At 59.1% G+C, this 15,709-nt stretch carries 9 protein-coding genes; 4 read left to right on the top strand and 5 right to left on the bottom strand.

What is annotated here, in order from left to right:
- Positions 1-4: 4 nt before the first annotated feature.
- Positions 5-3,007 (top strand): Tn3 family transposase, encoded by a 3,003-nt coding sequence (locus tag AC5P98_RS18100; protein ID WP_102947214.1) that lies wholly within the window; start codon positions 5-7, stop codon positions 3,005-3,007.
- The gene (crcB, locus tag AC5P98_RS18095) at positions 3,004-3,381 is read left to right on the top strand and encodes a fluoride efflux transporter CrcB (RefSeq protein WP_102947206.1); all 378 of its coding nucleotides are present in this window, start codon (positions 3,004-3,006) and stop codon (positions 3,379-3,381) included. The genes AC5P98_RS18100 and crcB overlap by 4 nt, the downstream gene beginning before the upstream one ends.
- A gap of 126 nt (positions 3,382-3,507) precedes the next feature.
- Here crcB and AC5P98_RS18090 read toward each other — a convergent pair whose 3' ends face one another.
- Complete coding sequence (locus AC5P98_RS18090) at positions 3,508-4,464, bottom strand: IS5 family transposase (protein ID WP_102947207.1); 957 nt, start codon at positions 4,462-4,464, stop codon at positions 3,508-3,510.
- Positions 4,465-4,814: 350 nt separating this feature from the next.
- Between AC5P98_RS18090 and AC5P98_RS18085 the strand changes: the two genes are divergently transcribed.
- Positions 4,815-5,954: a glutathione-independent formaldehyde dehydrogenase gene (locus AC5P98_RS18085; protein WP_102947208.1), complete on the top strand. Its 1,140-nt coding sequence runs from the start codon at positions 4,815-4,817 to the stop codon at positions 5,952-5,954.
- Between the two features lie 203 nt (positions 5,955-6,157).
- Entirely contained in the window at positions 6,158-6,439 is a 282-nt protein-coding gene (locus tag AC5P98_RS18080) for a DUF427 domain-containing protein (protein WP_102947209.1), read from the top strand.
- 424 nt (positions 6,440-6,863) lie between these two features.
- Here AC5P98_RS18080 and AC5P98_RS18075 read toward each other — a convergent pair whose 3' ends face one another.
- The 4 genes from AC5P98_RS18075 to AC5P98_RS18060 form a co-directional block, all read right to left on the bottom strand.
- On the bottom strand, positions 6,864-10,346 hold the full coding sequence (locus AC5P98_RS18075) for a hypothetical protein (RefSeq protein ID WP_495230134.1): 3,483 nt from the start codon (positions 10,344-10,346) through the stop codon (positions 6,864-6,866).
- Positions 10,347-10,437: 91 nt separating this feature from the next.
- A complete protein-coding gene (locus AC5P98_RS18070) occupies positions 10,438-11,595 on the bottom strand; it encodes a Wadjet anti-phage system protein JetD domain-containing protein (RefSeq protein WP_192813847.1) in 1,158 nt (385 codons plus the stop codon).
- Positions 11,596-11,645: 50 nt separating this feature from the next.
- Positions 11,646-15,065, bottom strand: a complete 3,420-nt coding sequence (locus tag AC5P98_RS18065; RefSeq protein WP_158704768.1) for an SbcC/MukB-like Walker B domain-containing protein — start codon at positions 15,063-15,065, stop codon at positions 11,646-11,648.
- Positions 15,052-15,708 (bottom strand): DUF4194 domain-containing protein, encoded by a 657-nt coding sequence (locus tag AC5P98_RS18060; protein ID WP_017354467.1) that lies wholly within the window; start codon positions 15,706-15,708, stop codon positions 15,052-15,054. The genes AC5P98_RS18065 and AC5P98_RS18060 overlap by 14 nt, the downstream gene beginning before the upstream one ends.
- Between the last annotated feature and the right edge of the window lies 1 nt (position 15,709).

Here is a 15,709-nt window from a genome sequence, read left to right as displayed (position 1 = left end):
GCGCATGACGACGCTGCACGAAACCGCCTACCCACGCCTCAAGCCCGATCCCACCGCCAAAGAACTGCAGGACATCTACACGCCCAGCGAGGCGGAACTTCAGTGCGTCCGAAGCATCACCAGCGGCCCGGCCACGCGTCTGGCCCTGTTGCTGCATCTGAAGCTGTTTCAGCGGTTGGGTTATTTCACGACACTGGACGAGGTGCCCCAACGCATCGCGCAGCACGTCGCCCAGGCCGTGGGGATGCGGCGCGTACCGGCCGACCGGTTGGCGAGCTACGACACGTCCGGTGGCAAGCGTGGGCACCTGGCCCAGCTGCGGGCGTTCCTCAATGTCCGCCCGCTCGATAGCGCCGGGCGTGACTGGCTTGGCACGGTTGCTGAAACGGCGGCTCAGACCAAACACATCGTGCCCGACATCGTGAACGTGATGCTCGAAGAGCTGGTGCACCACCGCTTTGAGCTGCCGGCGTTCAGCACGCTCGAACGTCTCGCGATCGCCGCCCGCGAACAGGTCCACGACGCGCACTACCGCCAGATTACGGACGCGCTGACGCCGGCGATGCGGGCGCTGATCGACGAGCTGCTGCTGACGCCGCCGGGCAGCCATCACAGCGGCTGGCACGCGCTCAAGCGCGAGCCCAAGCGGCCGACCAACAAGGAAGTGCGCCATTACCTGCAGCACATCCAGCGCCTGCGTACCTTGGCCGAGCAACTGCCGCCGATTGATGTCTCGGTGCCCAAGCTCAAGCAATTCCGCGCGATGGCCCGCGCGCTCGATGCCAGCGAACTGGCCGAACTGGTCCCGGTCAAGCGCTATGCGCTGGCCGCGATCTTCATCCGTTCGCAGTACCGCAAGACGCTCGACGATGCGGCCGACCTGTTCATCCGGCTGATTCAGAACCTGGAGAACACCGCGCAGCAGAAGCTGATCGCCTACCAGCTCGAACACAGCAAGCGCGCCGACGCGCTGATCGGCCAGCTCCGGGAGATCCTGCAGGCCTACCAGGTCGAGGGCACCGATACCCAGCGCGTGGATGCGATCGAGGGCGTGCTGGTCGCCGACATCAGCCTGCTGATGGCCGAATGCGATGAGCACATGGCCTACGCCGGCCGCAACTACCTGCCGTTCCTGCTGGCGCCGTACGGGACATTGCGCCCGCTGCTGTTCAACTGTCTGGAGATCATGGGCCTGCGGGCCGCCAGCCAGGATCCCAGCATGGAGCACATGATCGGCGCCGTACTCGCGCTGCGCAGCCAGCGTCGCGAGGCGGTCGACGCGGCCGGGCTGGGGCTGGAGGTGACCACCGACCTGACTTGGCTGTCGGCCGCCTGGCGAAAGCACGTGCTGCCCAAGGCCTTGGCTGCTGCCAGCCCCGGCTGGATCCACCGCAAGTATTTCGAGCTGGCGGTGCTGGCGCAGGTCAAGGACGAACTCAAATCCGGCGACTTGTACATCCCGCACGGCGAGCGCTACGACGACTACCGCGAGCAGCTGGTCGACGAGGCGACGTTCGCGCAGGAGCTGGACGCCTACGGCGAGGTATCGGGGATCGCCACCGACGCGGCCGACTTTGTGCAGGGCTTGCGCACCGAGCTGACGACATTGGCCGATGCCGTCGATGCCCGGTTTCCGGACAACCTGCACGCCAGCGTGGTCGACGGGCGATTGGTGCTCAGGCGCCTGCAGGGCGCCCAGGTAACGCAGGCGATCGCCGCGGTGGATAGCGCGATCACTGAACGCCTGCCACCGACCAGCATCGTCGATGTCCTGGTTGACACCACCCGCTGGCTGGATCTGCACGTGCACTTCCGTCCGATCGCCGGCACCGACGCGCGGGTCGACGATCTGCTGCGGCGGGTGATCACCACGCTGTTCTGCTACGGCTGCAATCTTGGGCCGACCCAGACCGCGCGCTCGGTCAAGGGTTTCAGCCGGCGTCAGATCTCCTGGTTGAACCTGAAATACGTCACCGACGAGACCCTCGACAAGGCGATCGTCGAGGTGATCAACCTGTACAACAAGTTCGAGCTGCCCGGTTATTGGGGCAGCGGCAAGAGCGCCTCGGCCGACGGCACCAAGTGGAGCGTGTACGAGCAGAACCTGTTGTCGGAGTACCACATCCGGTACGGCGGCTATGGCGGCATCGGCTATTACCACGTGTCCGACAAGTACATCGCGTTGTTCAGCCACTTCATCCCGTGCGGCGTGCACGAGGCGGTCTACATCCTCGACGGGCTGCTGGCCAACCGCTCCGACATCCAGCCCGACACGGTGCACGGCGACACCCAGGCGCAGAGCTTCCCGGTGTTCGGGCTGGCGCATCTGCTAGGCATCAACCTGATGCCTCGCATCCGCAACATCAAGGATCTGGTGTTCTCCCGGCCGGAGCCGGGGCGGACGTACGAGAACATCCAGGCACTGTTCGGCGACAGCATCGACTGGAAGCTGATCGAGACCCACCTGCACGACATGCTGCGGGTCGCGATTTCCATCAAAGTGGGCAAGATTACCGCCTCGACCATCCTGCGCCGGCTCGGCACCTACAGCCGGAAGAACAAGCTGTACTGGGCGTTTCGCGAACTGGGCAAGGCCGTGCGCACGTTGTTCCTGCTGCGCTACATCGACGATGTCGAAGTGCGCAAAACCATCCACGCCGCCACCAACAAAAGCGAGGAGTTCAACGGCTTCGTCAAATGGGCGTTCTTCGGCGGCGAGGGCATCATTGCCGAGAACGTCCAGCACGAGCAGCGCAAGATCGTGCGTTACAACCAGCTGGTGGCCAACCTGGTCATCCTGCACAACGTGGAGCAGATGACCCGGGTGCTGGCGGAGCTGCGGCAAGATGGCGCTAACATCAGCCCGGAAGTGCTTGCTGGGTTGTCGCCATACCGGACCAGCCACATCAACCGGTTCGGCGACTACACGCTGGACCTCAAGCGCGAAGTCGAGCCGATCGATTTCTCCAGGCGCATTCTTGAGTTCACGGCAGGTCACACAGCATGAAAGCCATCCTGCTCGTGGGTCTCGGAGGGTTCATTGGCGCGGTCGCTCGCTACAAGCTTGGCGGCGTCGTCCTACACCTGACCGCACAAGAGCGCTTTCCGTACAGCACGTTCGCCGTCAACGTGCTGGGATGTCTCGTTGTGGGCATTCTTGCCGGCCTCGCCGAGCGGTTCGAGCTGTTTGGCCCAAGCACAAGATTGTTCCTCTTCACCGGCCTACTCGGCGGGTTTACCACGTTTTCTGCATTCGGCCTTGAAGCAACCCACCTGTTGCGGCGTGGCGAGCTGTGGGTTGCCGTGCTGTACGCGGGCGCAAGTGTTGTACTCGGCATCGCCGCAGTCTGGCTGGGCATTAAGGCAACGCTGATCAAGTAGCTGCACAGCGATTGCACTGATCAAGATGAATTCGATGAAGCGATTTTTGTCCCTACATGGACTTTTGTAGCTTGAACCTTGCAGCGGTCGGGGATTTTCACCCCCATCGCTGCCCACCAAGGGCATCTATCCCGCCACACGGGCACGCGCCAAGTACAGGTTGGCCAGCCCCAACACCACGAAGCTGCGATTGGCATTCTTCTCCAGCCCTCGGTAGCGCACCTTGCTGAAGCCCCACAGCCGCTTCACCACCGCGAACACGTGTTCCACCCGTGCCCGGATCCTGGACTTGTTGCGGTTGCGCTCGGCTTCATCCACTTCGCCGCCCTTGCGCACCCGCTGGTTGGTGAAGTCCTTGGCATGCGGCGCATGCTCGCCAATCAGGGCCTTCTGGCTGGCATAGGCACTGTCGCCATAGACCCGCCGCTCCTCCCCGTGCAGCAGGTCCTCCAGCAAGTGCTTGTCGTGTACGTTGGCTGCGGTCACCGCCGCGCTGTGCGCCAGCCCCGTGCGGCTGTCCACGCCAATGTGCAGCTTCATCCCGTAATACCACTGCTGGCCTTTGCGCGTCTGGTGCATGTCAGGATCGCGGGCCTTGTCGGCGTTCTTGGTCGAACTCGGTGCTGCGATTATCGTGGCATCCACGATCGTGCCGGTGCCCACCTTCAGGCCGCGGTCCTCAAGCACGTCTCCCACTTGGGCGAACAACGCTGCGCCCAACTCGTGGTGCTCCAGCAAGCGGCGGAACTTCAGCAGCGTGGTGGCGTCGGGCACCCGCTCGCGGCCCAGGTCGATCCCCACGAACCGCCGCAGCGCCGGACTATCGAGCAGTGCTTCCTCGCATGCCTGGTCGGCCAGGTTGAACCAGTGCTGCACGAAATACATCCGCAGCATCCGCTCCAGCCCCACCGGCGGACGACCGTTGCCAGGCTTGGGGTAGTGCGGCTCGATCACCGCGCACAGCGCCGACCACGGCACGATCTGCTCCATCGTCGAAAGAAACACATCCCGGCGCGTGGGCCGACGGTACTGCTCGAACCCAACTTCCTGATCCGCCGCCATCGCCAAGGTCTGCTGCTTCATCGCTCGATTCCCGCTATCCAATACATGAGACTATTTTCTCAGGTTTTTGAGACTTGATCAGCGTTGCCTTAGACAAATTCGCGGCACCTGGCGTTACTTGCGGAGCGGTTGCCTCATGAATCCAGCAGGCGTTTCAGGTCAATCGATGGCGCTTCAGTGGCAAGCACGATTGTCGGTCATCGAGAAAAACCCCCAGGGCCGGACGAAGCCGGTTTCACCCACGGATCACATCGTCTTGCCGCGATGCATACGCGCCGATCGCTAAGCTCGCTTCAACACCCTTACCGCACAACAACAACGCTGCGACAGCGCGTCGGCACCCGGCGTCACTCTCGCTCAAGGAATTCCCCATGAAAGCCCTCGTCTATAACGGCCCGCGAGATGTCAGCGTGGTCGATGTCCCCGATGCGAAAGTCGAAAAATCCACCGATGCCCTGGTGCGCATCACCACCACCAATATCTGCGGCTCCGATCTGCACATGTACGAAGGTCGCACCGACATGCAGGCCGGGCGCATCCTCGGCCACGAGAACCTGGGCGAGGTGATCGAAGTCGGCGATGCGGTGGATCGGGTCAAGGTCGGCGACCGCGTGTGCCTGCCCTTCAACATCGGCTGTGGTTTCTGCGCCAACTGCGAACGCGGCAAGACTGGGTATTGCCTGACGGTGAACCCGGGCAACGCCGGCGGCGCCTACGGATTCGCCGGCATGGGACCGTACGAAGGTGGCCAGGCCGAGTATCTGCGCGTGCCGTATGCCGACTTCAACTGCCTGGTGTTGCCGCCGGATGCGCAGGAGAAGGAGAACGACTACGTGATGCTTTCCGATATCTTTCCCACCGGTTATCACGCCACCGAACTGGCCGGCGTGCAGCCTGGCGAAACGGTGGTGATCTACGGCGCCGGGCCAGTGGGACTGATGGCGGCGTATTCGGCGATGATCAAGGGCGCCAGCAAGGTCATGGTGGTCGACATGCAGAAGGACCGCCTGGCACTGGCCGAAAAAATCGGTGCAATCGCGATCCACGACGTGGAAGGCAGCGGCGTCGAGCAGGTGCTCGAACTCACAGAAGGCAACGGCGCCGATCGCGGCTGCGAATGCGTCGGTTATCAATGTTTCAACTGCAAGGGCCATGAAGTGCCCAACCTGACCATGAACAACCTGGTCAAGACGGTGAAGCCGACCGGCGGGATAGGCGTCGTGGGCGTGTTCATTCCCGAGGACCCGGGTGCCGAGGACAAGCTGGCCAAGCAAGGCCACCTGGCTTTCAACTTCGGTGAGTTCTGGTTCAAGGGCCAGCAGATCCGCACCGGCCAGGCCAACGTCAAGGCGTACAACCGCCAACTCTGCAACCTGATCCAGGCAGGCAAGGCCAAGCCTTCATTCCTGATCTCGCATGAGTTGCCACTGGCGCAGGCGCCCGAGGGTTACAAACGTTTCGATGCGCGCGAAGACGGCTGGACCAAGGTGGTTTTGAAGCCCGGTGGCTGAGTGCGGGCAATCACTAGCTTCACAAACCTGCCTGCAGTCAGATTTTCCTGTGGGAGCGACGTCAGTCGCGATGAGGCATTACCGGTAAAGCTTCATCGCGACTGACGTCGCTCTCACAGGATCAGCAGGTCGGAAGAGGCTGTATGTCCGTTTCTTTTTGTCGACGCGCATACTGGCCGGCACCCTCACTGCAGGTTCCCCCAATGAAACAAGCCATCTGGAACGACACCACCCTGGCCAGCAGCGACGCTACGGTCGTAGTCGAAAACAACCACTATTTCCCCTTGGCGTCGCTCCCGCGCGAATACTTCCGCGAATCCAGCCACACTACGGTATGTCCGTGGAAAGGCACGGCGCACTACTACGACGTGGTGGTCGGAGATGCGGTCAACGCCAATGCGGCCTGGTACTACCCGGAGCCGAAGGACGCCGCCAAACAGATTCGCGGGCATGTTGCGTTCTGGAAGGGTGTGCAGGGGACGTAGAAGGGGCGTCGCTTCGTACGCAGCGGCCACCCTGCTTTTGTGGGAGCGACGTGAGTCGTGATGAAGCTTTACCGGTAATGCCTCATCGCGACTCACGTCGCTCCCACAGTAGTTGCACCAACCATTGCCGCCGCACGAGGACGCCGCAGCTTCGCGATCGCGACGAGCTTTGACGAGGTTGGCTCGCACGTCATCGATGGCCAAACCCCGCGTGGGATCGGCTTTGAGTGCGTCGTAGGCCACGGCGACCTCGGTGCGCAGCCAATGCTCGCACTCAGCAGCGAGAGGGGGATAGCGGTCGCGCTCCATGCCTCACTCTAGGCGTCGGCTCTGGGAGCAGCATAGCAACCCGGGGCTTGCAGTGGCACAGTCGTCGCTGGAAACTTTAACCATGCCAATGACTTAACTCGCTTTTAGCTGTTTTTTACACGAATCCCTGCCGACCCTCTTGATCACCTCGACACCAGGTAATCAACCGATCCACCGGCATACTATTGAGTGACGGCGAAGCACCTCCGAAACGACACTTGAAAACGCGATCAATCAAACGACGCTCCCTATCGTCGCCCGTGAAGATCTCTCCAAGGACAATCTCCGGGAAGTTGCGGAATAGCGTTGTCATGAGGACTTCGAAATCAGAGCTGCGAATTCTAAGATCATCCAACCCTTCGCAAAGCAACCTCACGATCTCCTCGACTTCCTGTTCTGGAGCAGACTCAGATAGGCACTGCTGGGCGATCCGCTTGGTCCCTCGGATGCGATTCAATTCAGTCTGTCCGCGCTTCCCCCCGAGTAGAGCGCGAATGGCGTCGCGCCCTGTCGAAAGGAGATCTTCACTCGGCACGTAGTTTCCGCCCCTCCCCGCGAAGAATCGCATTTCTAGCACACTAAGCGTGGTGTAGAAGCCACCATGGCGCTGGTTCAATATGGTGAACAGTTCCGCGAGCTCGCTGTCGGTAAGGGACTCGTGCATGCGGCCATAGGCAAGCTGTCCAAACCGCCACGCTTCGAACTCTTCCCCTCGAGCCAACTCAATCAGCATATTGAACCCCCATGGGCCAATCTTGATGGCGCTGAGCAGGTAGATGAAGAAGGTCCGCAACAAGGGATGATCTAGCACCCGCTCCAACATCACCATGGCCAAGCGGGGGTCGATATCGTTTGCAGCGCTGATATAGCCTTGAAGCACCTGTGGATTGAGCTTCGCAGGCGCCTGCAGTTGCACCAGGCTCAAAAGACGCTCATAAGTGGCAATTAGGTCGACGCTGCCTTGCGCCAGCCCAATGCCGAAAGGATGCAGTGCATCGAACTCGCCCGACCAAAGCCCTGGACCCAATCGCTCTAAGCAACCTAGCTCTGCTGCGGCCATCTCACCAAGAGAGATGACCTTCTCTTTGATCATCTCGTCACTGAAGGCTACTTGCCCCCCCCTACTCTCGATGTGATCCCAAGTATTGGACAGCACATAGGCCTCGATCTCAGAATAGAGGTCGGATGGTGCCGCAACGCGCGAAAGTGACTCCAGCCGAGCCAGTAGATCAGGATGAGCTGAGTCGCCATCGAAGCCAAGCGTCTTCTTTACCGAGACCCACATCTGCGGCCATTCCCCTTTCGAAGCATGACTTCTGACTATCTCCTCGAGATCATCAAAACAGCCCGCAAACGTCCATAGTTCCCGGAAATGACCTGCCAGAAGTGAGCGCGCCCAGTCGCGAAGAGTCAAGTCATCACATGTCAGCACCGGTCGCAGCAAGTTCAAGAAGCCGATATACCACTCGAGCTCTTCGGCACGCGTTCGCGGCTGCCAGCCAGCATCACGTCTACGTGCACCGAAGTCGAACGCAGAGAAAGACGTCCAGTGCGTCGCTTCGAACGCAGCATGGAACAGCTCGGCTGCGATCTCGCGATGCCTCTCGGTGCCCGACTCGAGTAGCTTGCTGACAAACGCACACCGCCGTTCTGGTCGCGCCAGCGTACCTGACAGGTGCAACGAGAACAGATGCCGCATCTGTCCAACTATGCTGTCCCTGTTCTCACCTGACTTCTCGCCCTCGGAGAACTTCAGCATGACCGTCGCAGCACGATCAAACTTATCGTCGTCGTAAGCTAGCTGGTGCAGCAGGCGCACGAACAACCTGAAGTTTCGGTTCTCGCGCGAGGCAAAGCCTGGCTTGGTTGCGGCGTTCTCGATCAGCTGCAGCACGGTCTCCGGGAATACCGGCGCTATGTATAGCAATGCAGACAGCGTGCCTTCGTTACACGATCCAATATCATGCAGCGGTCCGCCGGGGCTCACCCAACTATTTGCCATCCGAACCGCAGGCTCGAAATCGTGCAGGTATCCCAGTCGATGCGCACATGAGACGAAAAGTCGGAGGTTCTCTGGCTTTAGCAGCTCGGCATTGATTGCATCGACAGGGATGTTCTCCAGCGCACGCTTCGCCAAACGATTGGCAAGTGCATGAGGAAGAACTGCTCTCCACTCACCACGACTCTGCGCGAGCTGACGACGCATCAACTCAGCCTGAGCCCGATGCAGACCACGACGATCGAGGCCAACGATGGCACTTAGGACGCCAAGCTCATCATTGAACTCGGACGAGGAGACATTGAAGGAATAGACGAGCGATAGCGCTTCAGCGCATTCCAGAAGTTCATTGGACGCTCCTTTTCGTTGACTGAACAACCTATGGAAAAGGTCCTCGTCGGAGAAGTTTGTCAACGTCTCATCTGCATCTACCCGGCTGGCCAGCGCGATCGCGATGCGCGAATTGCCGCCGGAAAATTCGGCGATTTTGCCCGCGTTCAACTTCCCGATGTCTGGGTGCCGCCGCTGGATCAGCATCGAGACCGTCTCCTCGCTGCACGGCTCGAGGTGGATCACTTCGGTTTCCTCAGGACGATCGTCCGAGATGTCGTACTCGATTGTCAGAAGGCTGAGCATCGCGCTACTTGCGGAGACCTGCTTCTGCAACTGCCGATGCACGTCTGGCGGGCAGTTGTCCAGCACCAATTGAACCGCATGATCGTTAGCAACGATGTATGAAACTAGCTCGGATGCCGTCGGTGTCAAGTTCTCACCCAGGTCGGCGTAGATTGCGCTAGCTGGTGACAAGGCCTCCTCACCAACGTTCGCCTCAAACAGGGCCTGCGCGAATCGCGTCTTCCCCACTCCGGAGAGGCCGGTGATGCGCACCGCACTACCGCGGCGGCGCAACCGTTCTCGAGCTAGATGTATACCCTCAGAAACAGGCATAGGAGTCTTTGCGCTCGAGTTCGCGTCAATCACGCAGGGGTGGTCATCAACAAGGAATGCGTCGTTCTGGGCTGGGGGAGTAGCTGCCCACCTCCCGAAAGGCCTCCAGCCGGACAAGGGGCGGCCGAGGCGCGCACGAACCCACAGCGCAACGCTTGGATGCCGCCGTAGCCAAGTCGCCAATCGATCTCGACCATAAAAGTCAACGCGCAGAGACGCTTTTCCAGGAAGGGTCTCCGCGACCGCCTCCATCGCCCGCACTCGACTCGCCAACATGCTGTCTGAACAATCGTCCTTGCCACTAACGATAATGTAGGCACCATTTCGATCGGCAAGATCTGCAAGTACGAGCTTTGGGGTGCCACCCTCCAACATCTCGTCCCTGCATGCCGCCGCACCCATAGCATGCTTCTTGACCTGGAAACCGCAGATCCCACGAGGAACAAAGCCGTCGTTGGACGGCAAGTCCATAGCCTCAATACGGACATCCAAACCGCCATCAGGTGCCTCCTGCGCACCTCCCCACATAACGCTCTTCGGCCGACGCCCCTGCTGGATTACCTCCGCTTCGCAAAGACGGGCAACCAATTCACGCAGATCGCCAGCACTGAGCGCTGTGATATCTACAGCATCAAGTTCAAAAAATCTCATGATTCCCTTCCCGCAATGATCGGGGCACGCGCATCAAGGCATTAAAGACGGCGCAAAGCAATTTGTCGCCTAGGTCAGACTGCCCAGAATTCTAGGAGCCTGGAAACTGTGGAAGGAGAACCTCCTGCTCCAGCGTCCCCGGATGCGTTTCCACATGAATGGCCAAGTCATTCCACCCGATGGATCGACAAGTTCGAGATATTGCGCTAGACACCGATTCAGCCGTTGGCTTGAGAGCGTAACCGAGACCAATGAGCTCCCTGGGATCCATCAACCACGGCTTCAGGGTGAACCCCGCCTCGGCGGCAGATCCTGCGATGACGGCGCCAATTCTCATCCCCCCCTCATCCAAGTCGCCGAAATGAAACGCCTGAGTTGTCTGGCAAGGAAGTGATTTCAAGATCAGCATGTAGACCTGTCTCCAGGATGGGGACGGCATACCACCGGTATAGAGCAGCACGAGGCCGACTTGATCAGATGCAGCTTCAGCAAACTCATGGAATGTCTGTCGATTCTCTATGGTGAGAACACGCCAACTCAACACGGCTGGATTCGGCACGAATCCAGTGATGTGGGCAGGAGCGAAGCCGAGATATGGATGAACCACTCCCACCACCGTAGTCGACGTAACAACCGTAAGCGGACCTGAGATCAGTACGGGCAATGGTTCCTTGTGCAGGCCTATGGCCGAGAAGACCTCGCTACTATCAAGTCCAGATGGTGCAATAGAGTTGAACCAAAGCAAATCGATCCATTTCACGATGCCCTCCACTCGCTTGCTGTCACCAAACATCATGGCCGAAACCCGGCGCAACAGTTCGTCCCTGACGACACCTCGCCTTGCTGAAATGAGTCTGATTGCATCCAGTATTTGCGCTACAGAAGCATCGGTAGCCTCTTGCCCGCGAACCTTATGGCCCAGCGACCAGCGCTCAATGACCTCGGTCAGTACGGGGAAAAGGCCGGTGTGAGTGTCCAGCATGGAACGGGCCTCTGATACGGAATCACGACGAAGTCGTGCGCCCAAGAAGTTCGCCAGCTTTGCGAGGTTCAGTACGGCAACGCCCGCAACATCTAGAGGCGGCTGCACCATCACCTTGGCCTTGATTTCGATGGCTCCAGAGCGCTCAGCCAGTTCAAGTTCGGAACGAAACGCTCTTGCATCCTCGATGCTGCGCAGGCTGAAGAACTCTGGGCATGATGACTCCGTCAGCCTGAGAGCTATTCGCTCATCCTTGCCACGACTCACTGCATTCTGGGAGCGATTGAAAATTGACGTAAGGAAGGCCCGGGCTATAGTCATGCAACGACCCCTTCCCCATGGGGCATTCGACTTGCTTCAACACGCTTGAGCTCCTCCTCGAAAAGCTCGGGATGCTTGCGCCAGTTATCGGAATCCAGAATTACATGACCATCGTCATCAATGCGTACGTGTTTGATGGAGATAAGATCGTCGTCACGGTACATCTCGATGTAGGTATCCACCGATTCGTTGATCTTACCCAAGGCATCGTCCGGTGCCGCGACGATGGGCTGAAGGCCCAATGCCTTCAGGTACTCAAAGACGGCACGGGTATTCACTGAGTCAATCTTGTCACCCAACTCATCGAAAATTATCAGCGACATGCCGCCTTGATCACCGCGCAACTTTCCCAATGCGCGCGCCATCGACGCTGCAGCAACGATGAAAAGAGGCGCGCGGTGCTCGCCCCCGGAACCCTTGTCCATGCGCTTTGAGAAGTCGGTCACCGTCACACCATTGCTGCGAACGTCAATCTCGAAGTTGAAGAAATTGCGATAGTCCTCCAGAAGCCTGTTGGCCTCTGCATCCTTTCCCTCAAGCATCGCCCTGAACTCAGGAGGAGCATCCACCTGTCCAGAGAAGATATCCCCCTCCGGTCCCGCACCAGCCACCTTCAGTATGAATTTGTACAGCGACTCATGATCTTTATTGAGATTGGTGACGAAGTGATACTTCTCGTTGTTCGAGAATGGCGGCAAGCGCTCCATCGTACTGTTCAGCTCATTGAGCGTGCTGCGCATGCTGGCGAAGTGGTCGCTCAGGCGGGCGGCGATCTGCACCTTGAACGTTTGCTCTGCCGCTTCTGCAGCTTCCGCGGAAAGCACTTGGTAGTGATGGAGCTCGGATTCCTCTAGCCGTTGCTTCTCCTGAGCCATCGTCTCGCACATGGCACCCAAGTCGCCCACCGCGATATCCATCTGCGGATCGAATTGGTTTGCGTATGTAGACATGTCACTTGCCAAGGCCTGCACCTGGGAAGACAGCTGATTGCCACTTCTAACCGTAGCGTCACTAATCTTCGCCACAATCGTATGCAGCGATAGGCCGGAACCATCAAACTCATCGCGTTTTGTTTCGAACCACTCATCACCCACGTATTCATTGCGGCGACTGAGAGCCGCCTTTGAGCAGATTCCGTTGGTTCTATCCGCAAGCTCGTCTAGCCGTCTCTGTGCTTGCCGGAAAGCCTCACCATGAGTTCCGACGTCTCTGCTGCTTTCTTCCAGCTTCGACTGTGCTGCCAGGGCAGCTCGCCTTGCCTCTGTGATGAGCAGCTGACGAGCAAGGAGATCAGGTGCGCTTGCGATCTCTTGCATCGCCGCCTTTGCATCAAGCGCGGATTGCTCCTGAATGTGCGAGTTCAGCCATCTTTCAATGTCCTGGATACGTCCTTCAAGTCCCACCAACTTCTCAAGGGCTTCAACCAACTGGCGCGACCGGTTCGCCTCCTGCTCGCATTCGGCTGCGTTCTGCCCCAAAGTGCTGCGCTGCTGCCGAAGCACCGCCAGGCGATGGCTCGCATCTTGGCGTCCCAACACCAGTTCCGTTGCAGACAAGGGGCGTCGACGGCCGAAATCAGCACGTCCAGCCTGCTCGCCAGTACGGGTGAAGCCCTCTGGGCTATCCGTGGTGACGCGCTCCAATCGCTCCAGCCGGCCGAGTCGAAGACGGATATAGTCCACCGCCACTTGATTGTCACCCGCGATCAGGTGCGCGAGACCCATTGGCGGAACCACACCCATATCCGCCTTCGACTTCACCGGGTTCACCAACAGTACTGAATCCGGCTTTGTATCCCACGGAATCTTGTTGAAAACGGACAAGGCATCCTCAAACTTGCCGCTACGGACAACCAGGGCAGTGCGCGAACGACCAAGGAATCCCTCGATTACGGGTGCCCAGTCGGCATCTGTGACTGTAACCAAATCGCAGACGGGCGTGCACAGAAGTCCTTTGTCTCCAAGTATGTTCACAACTGCTTGGACGGCCGGCGGGAGTTCCGCTTTGCCTTCCTGGATGCGTTTGATCTGCTCGTTAGCGATCCTAAGTTCATTTCCAAGCTTGGACAGCCTCTGCTCGTCATGGTCTAGCTGACGCCGTGCCGACTGGATGATCGGAGCAACCCGCATGCTGGACTCGCGCAATGCTGCCGAGGCCTGCGAAACGTCAAGCACAAGCGCATCGGATACGGATGTACTGGAAACCGCATCAAGAAGCTCAACCCACGGCATCGCCAGATGCTGCCAGCCTCCGAGATCGGGTTTCACGCGGTTGGCCTTCTCGAAGCCCGCCACCACCTCGCGAATGGCCTGGGCCACGTTGGTTTTGATAGGTCTAAGTGATCTCTCTCGTTCGCTGGCCAGGTCACGGGCGGCACTGATCGCCGGATCTGCTGCTGATTGAAGCTCTAGTTCGATGTACACGCCGTTGAGTCGATCATGCTCCGCCTTGGCGCTGTCGACTGCATTCTGCGCTGCCTGATGCCTGTCCCGCGCTTCATGCAGCGTAGTTTGTGCCGCATCAACAGCATCCATGTGTTGTTCACGCTCATAGTCATCCAACAGCGCCCTATAGGTCGCTGCGTGCATCCGAGTCTGAGTAGCCTTATGACCGGCTGCGATCAAGCTTTTGACGTTCTCAAGCCTGTCCAGTGTTTCCAGAACCTTGGCTTGAAGCGAGCGCAGATTGTCGAGCTGGGAGCGGAAGTTCTTGAGCTCGATAGGATAGGCATCGACAATGTAATTTCGAACAAAGCTGCTGGTGTCAGGAACTTTCTGCAGATTAAGCGCATTCTTCATCGCTCGCCGAAAAGCTCTCGGGTCGATGCTGCCCCCTCCTTTGGGGCGCAAGGCGAACAACATTGCTTCAACCTGCTTCTCCGCCGACGGAGGCACTGCGAGCCTACCATTCACGCGACTGACTGCGTCCTCCATCAGCTTATTGAACGTTCCCCAGGCCAACGGCAAAAGTTCCGCCTCGGCGTTCGCTTCAAGATGATCATCTAACGCGAGCGCAACCCCTTGGACCACATAGCGCCCGTAGACGTGCAGCTTTGGGTCGCCCACTGACGCGCCCAGGGCCAGGCCAACCGAAACCGGCGGCAATTCGCCCTCAGTGTCGCGAAACACCATGGTCAAATAGGACGTCGCATTCTCACGAATATGCTCGTCACCGCGATAGTAGCCGAGGCAGTATTCGCGCACTGAACGCCCTCGAGTGCCTGATACCCCCCCTGACTGCGCATTGAGATCGATTTGATTCTGATCCCCTCCGTACAAGACGATCTGCATCGCATCCAGAATCGCAGATTTTCCAGATCCGTTAGGCGCCACAATGCCTGTTGCAGGGCTAAAGCTCAGGGTTTCGGCACGGAATAGGAAAAACTGTACCAAGTGAAATTTCTCAAGCAGATACATCGCCATCCTCCGTGACTTCATTCATTGCGTCGAAAGTAGCCGCATCCCCCTCACCTGCCACTTCCTTACGGAAGGATTCCAGATGGCTCAAGTATTCCTTCCGCAGCAGATCTCCGATCGCGGGATGGATGCGAACCTTCGCGAGCTGATTCCGTACATCGTCCTTGTCCTCAAAGGCAGCAATCCCCCAGCGCTTGAACTTGGTCATCAAAGAGCGGAAGTCCCCAGGCGAGGGAAAGTCCCTGCCCGTTTCCTTCTCGTAGTGCTCTTGCAAGTCAGGCAAATCGACGAAAGTTTCGCCATTTGGCTCTTCGCGCCCCTCGAAACGGACGCGATGATGAACGCCGGCGAGCACCAACAGCAGCAGGGTTTCGTCCTTGCTGGCTCGCTGTTGGGTCAGTACGTGCACGGGCCGCGCCACGATGTACTGGTAGTTGGTGTCGTGCAACAGCTCGATGCCAAGGGGACGAACTGCCTGCTCAAAGTCATTGATATTTCGGCTGACAATGCCGTAATCCTTCCGGGTCGCCCGGTCAGAGGCGGACAAGACCTGATGGGTTACTAGCCGATAGGCCGCCTGCTCGTAGTCCTGCTCTTCGTACATAGTGTCGCGGCTAAGCGCCTTTTCCCAGTGGCGTGCCATG

The organism is Stenotrophomonas sp. YJH_SMC_135, assembly GCF_059372355.1.
The sequence above is the reverse complement of the archived record's forward strand: the minus strand, read 5'-3'. Positions and strand labels throughout refer to the sequence as shown.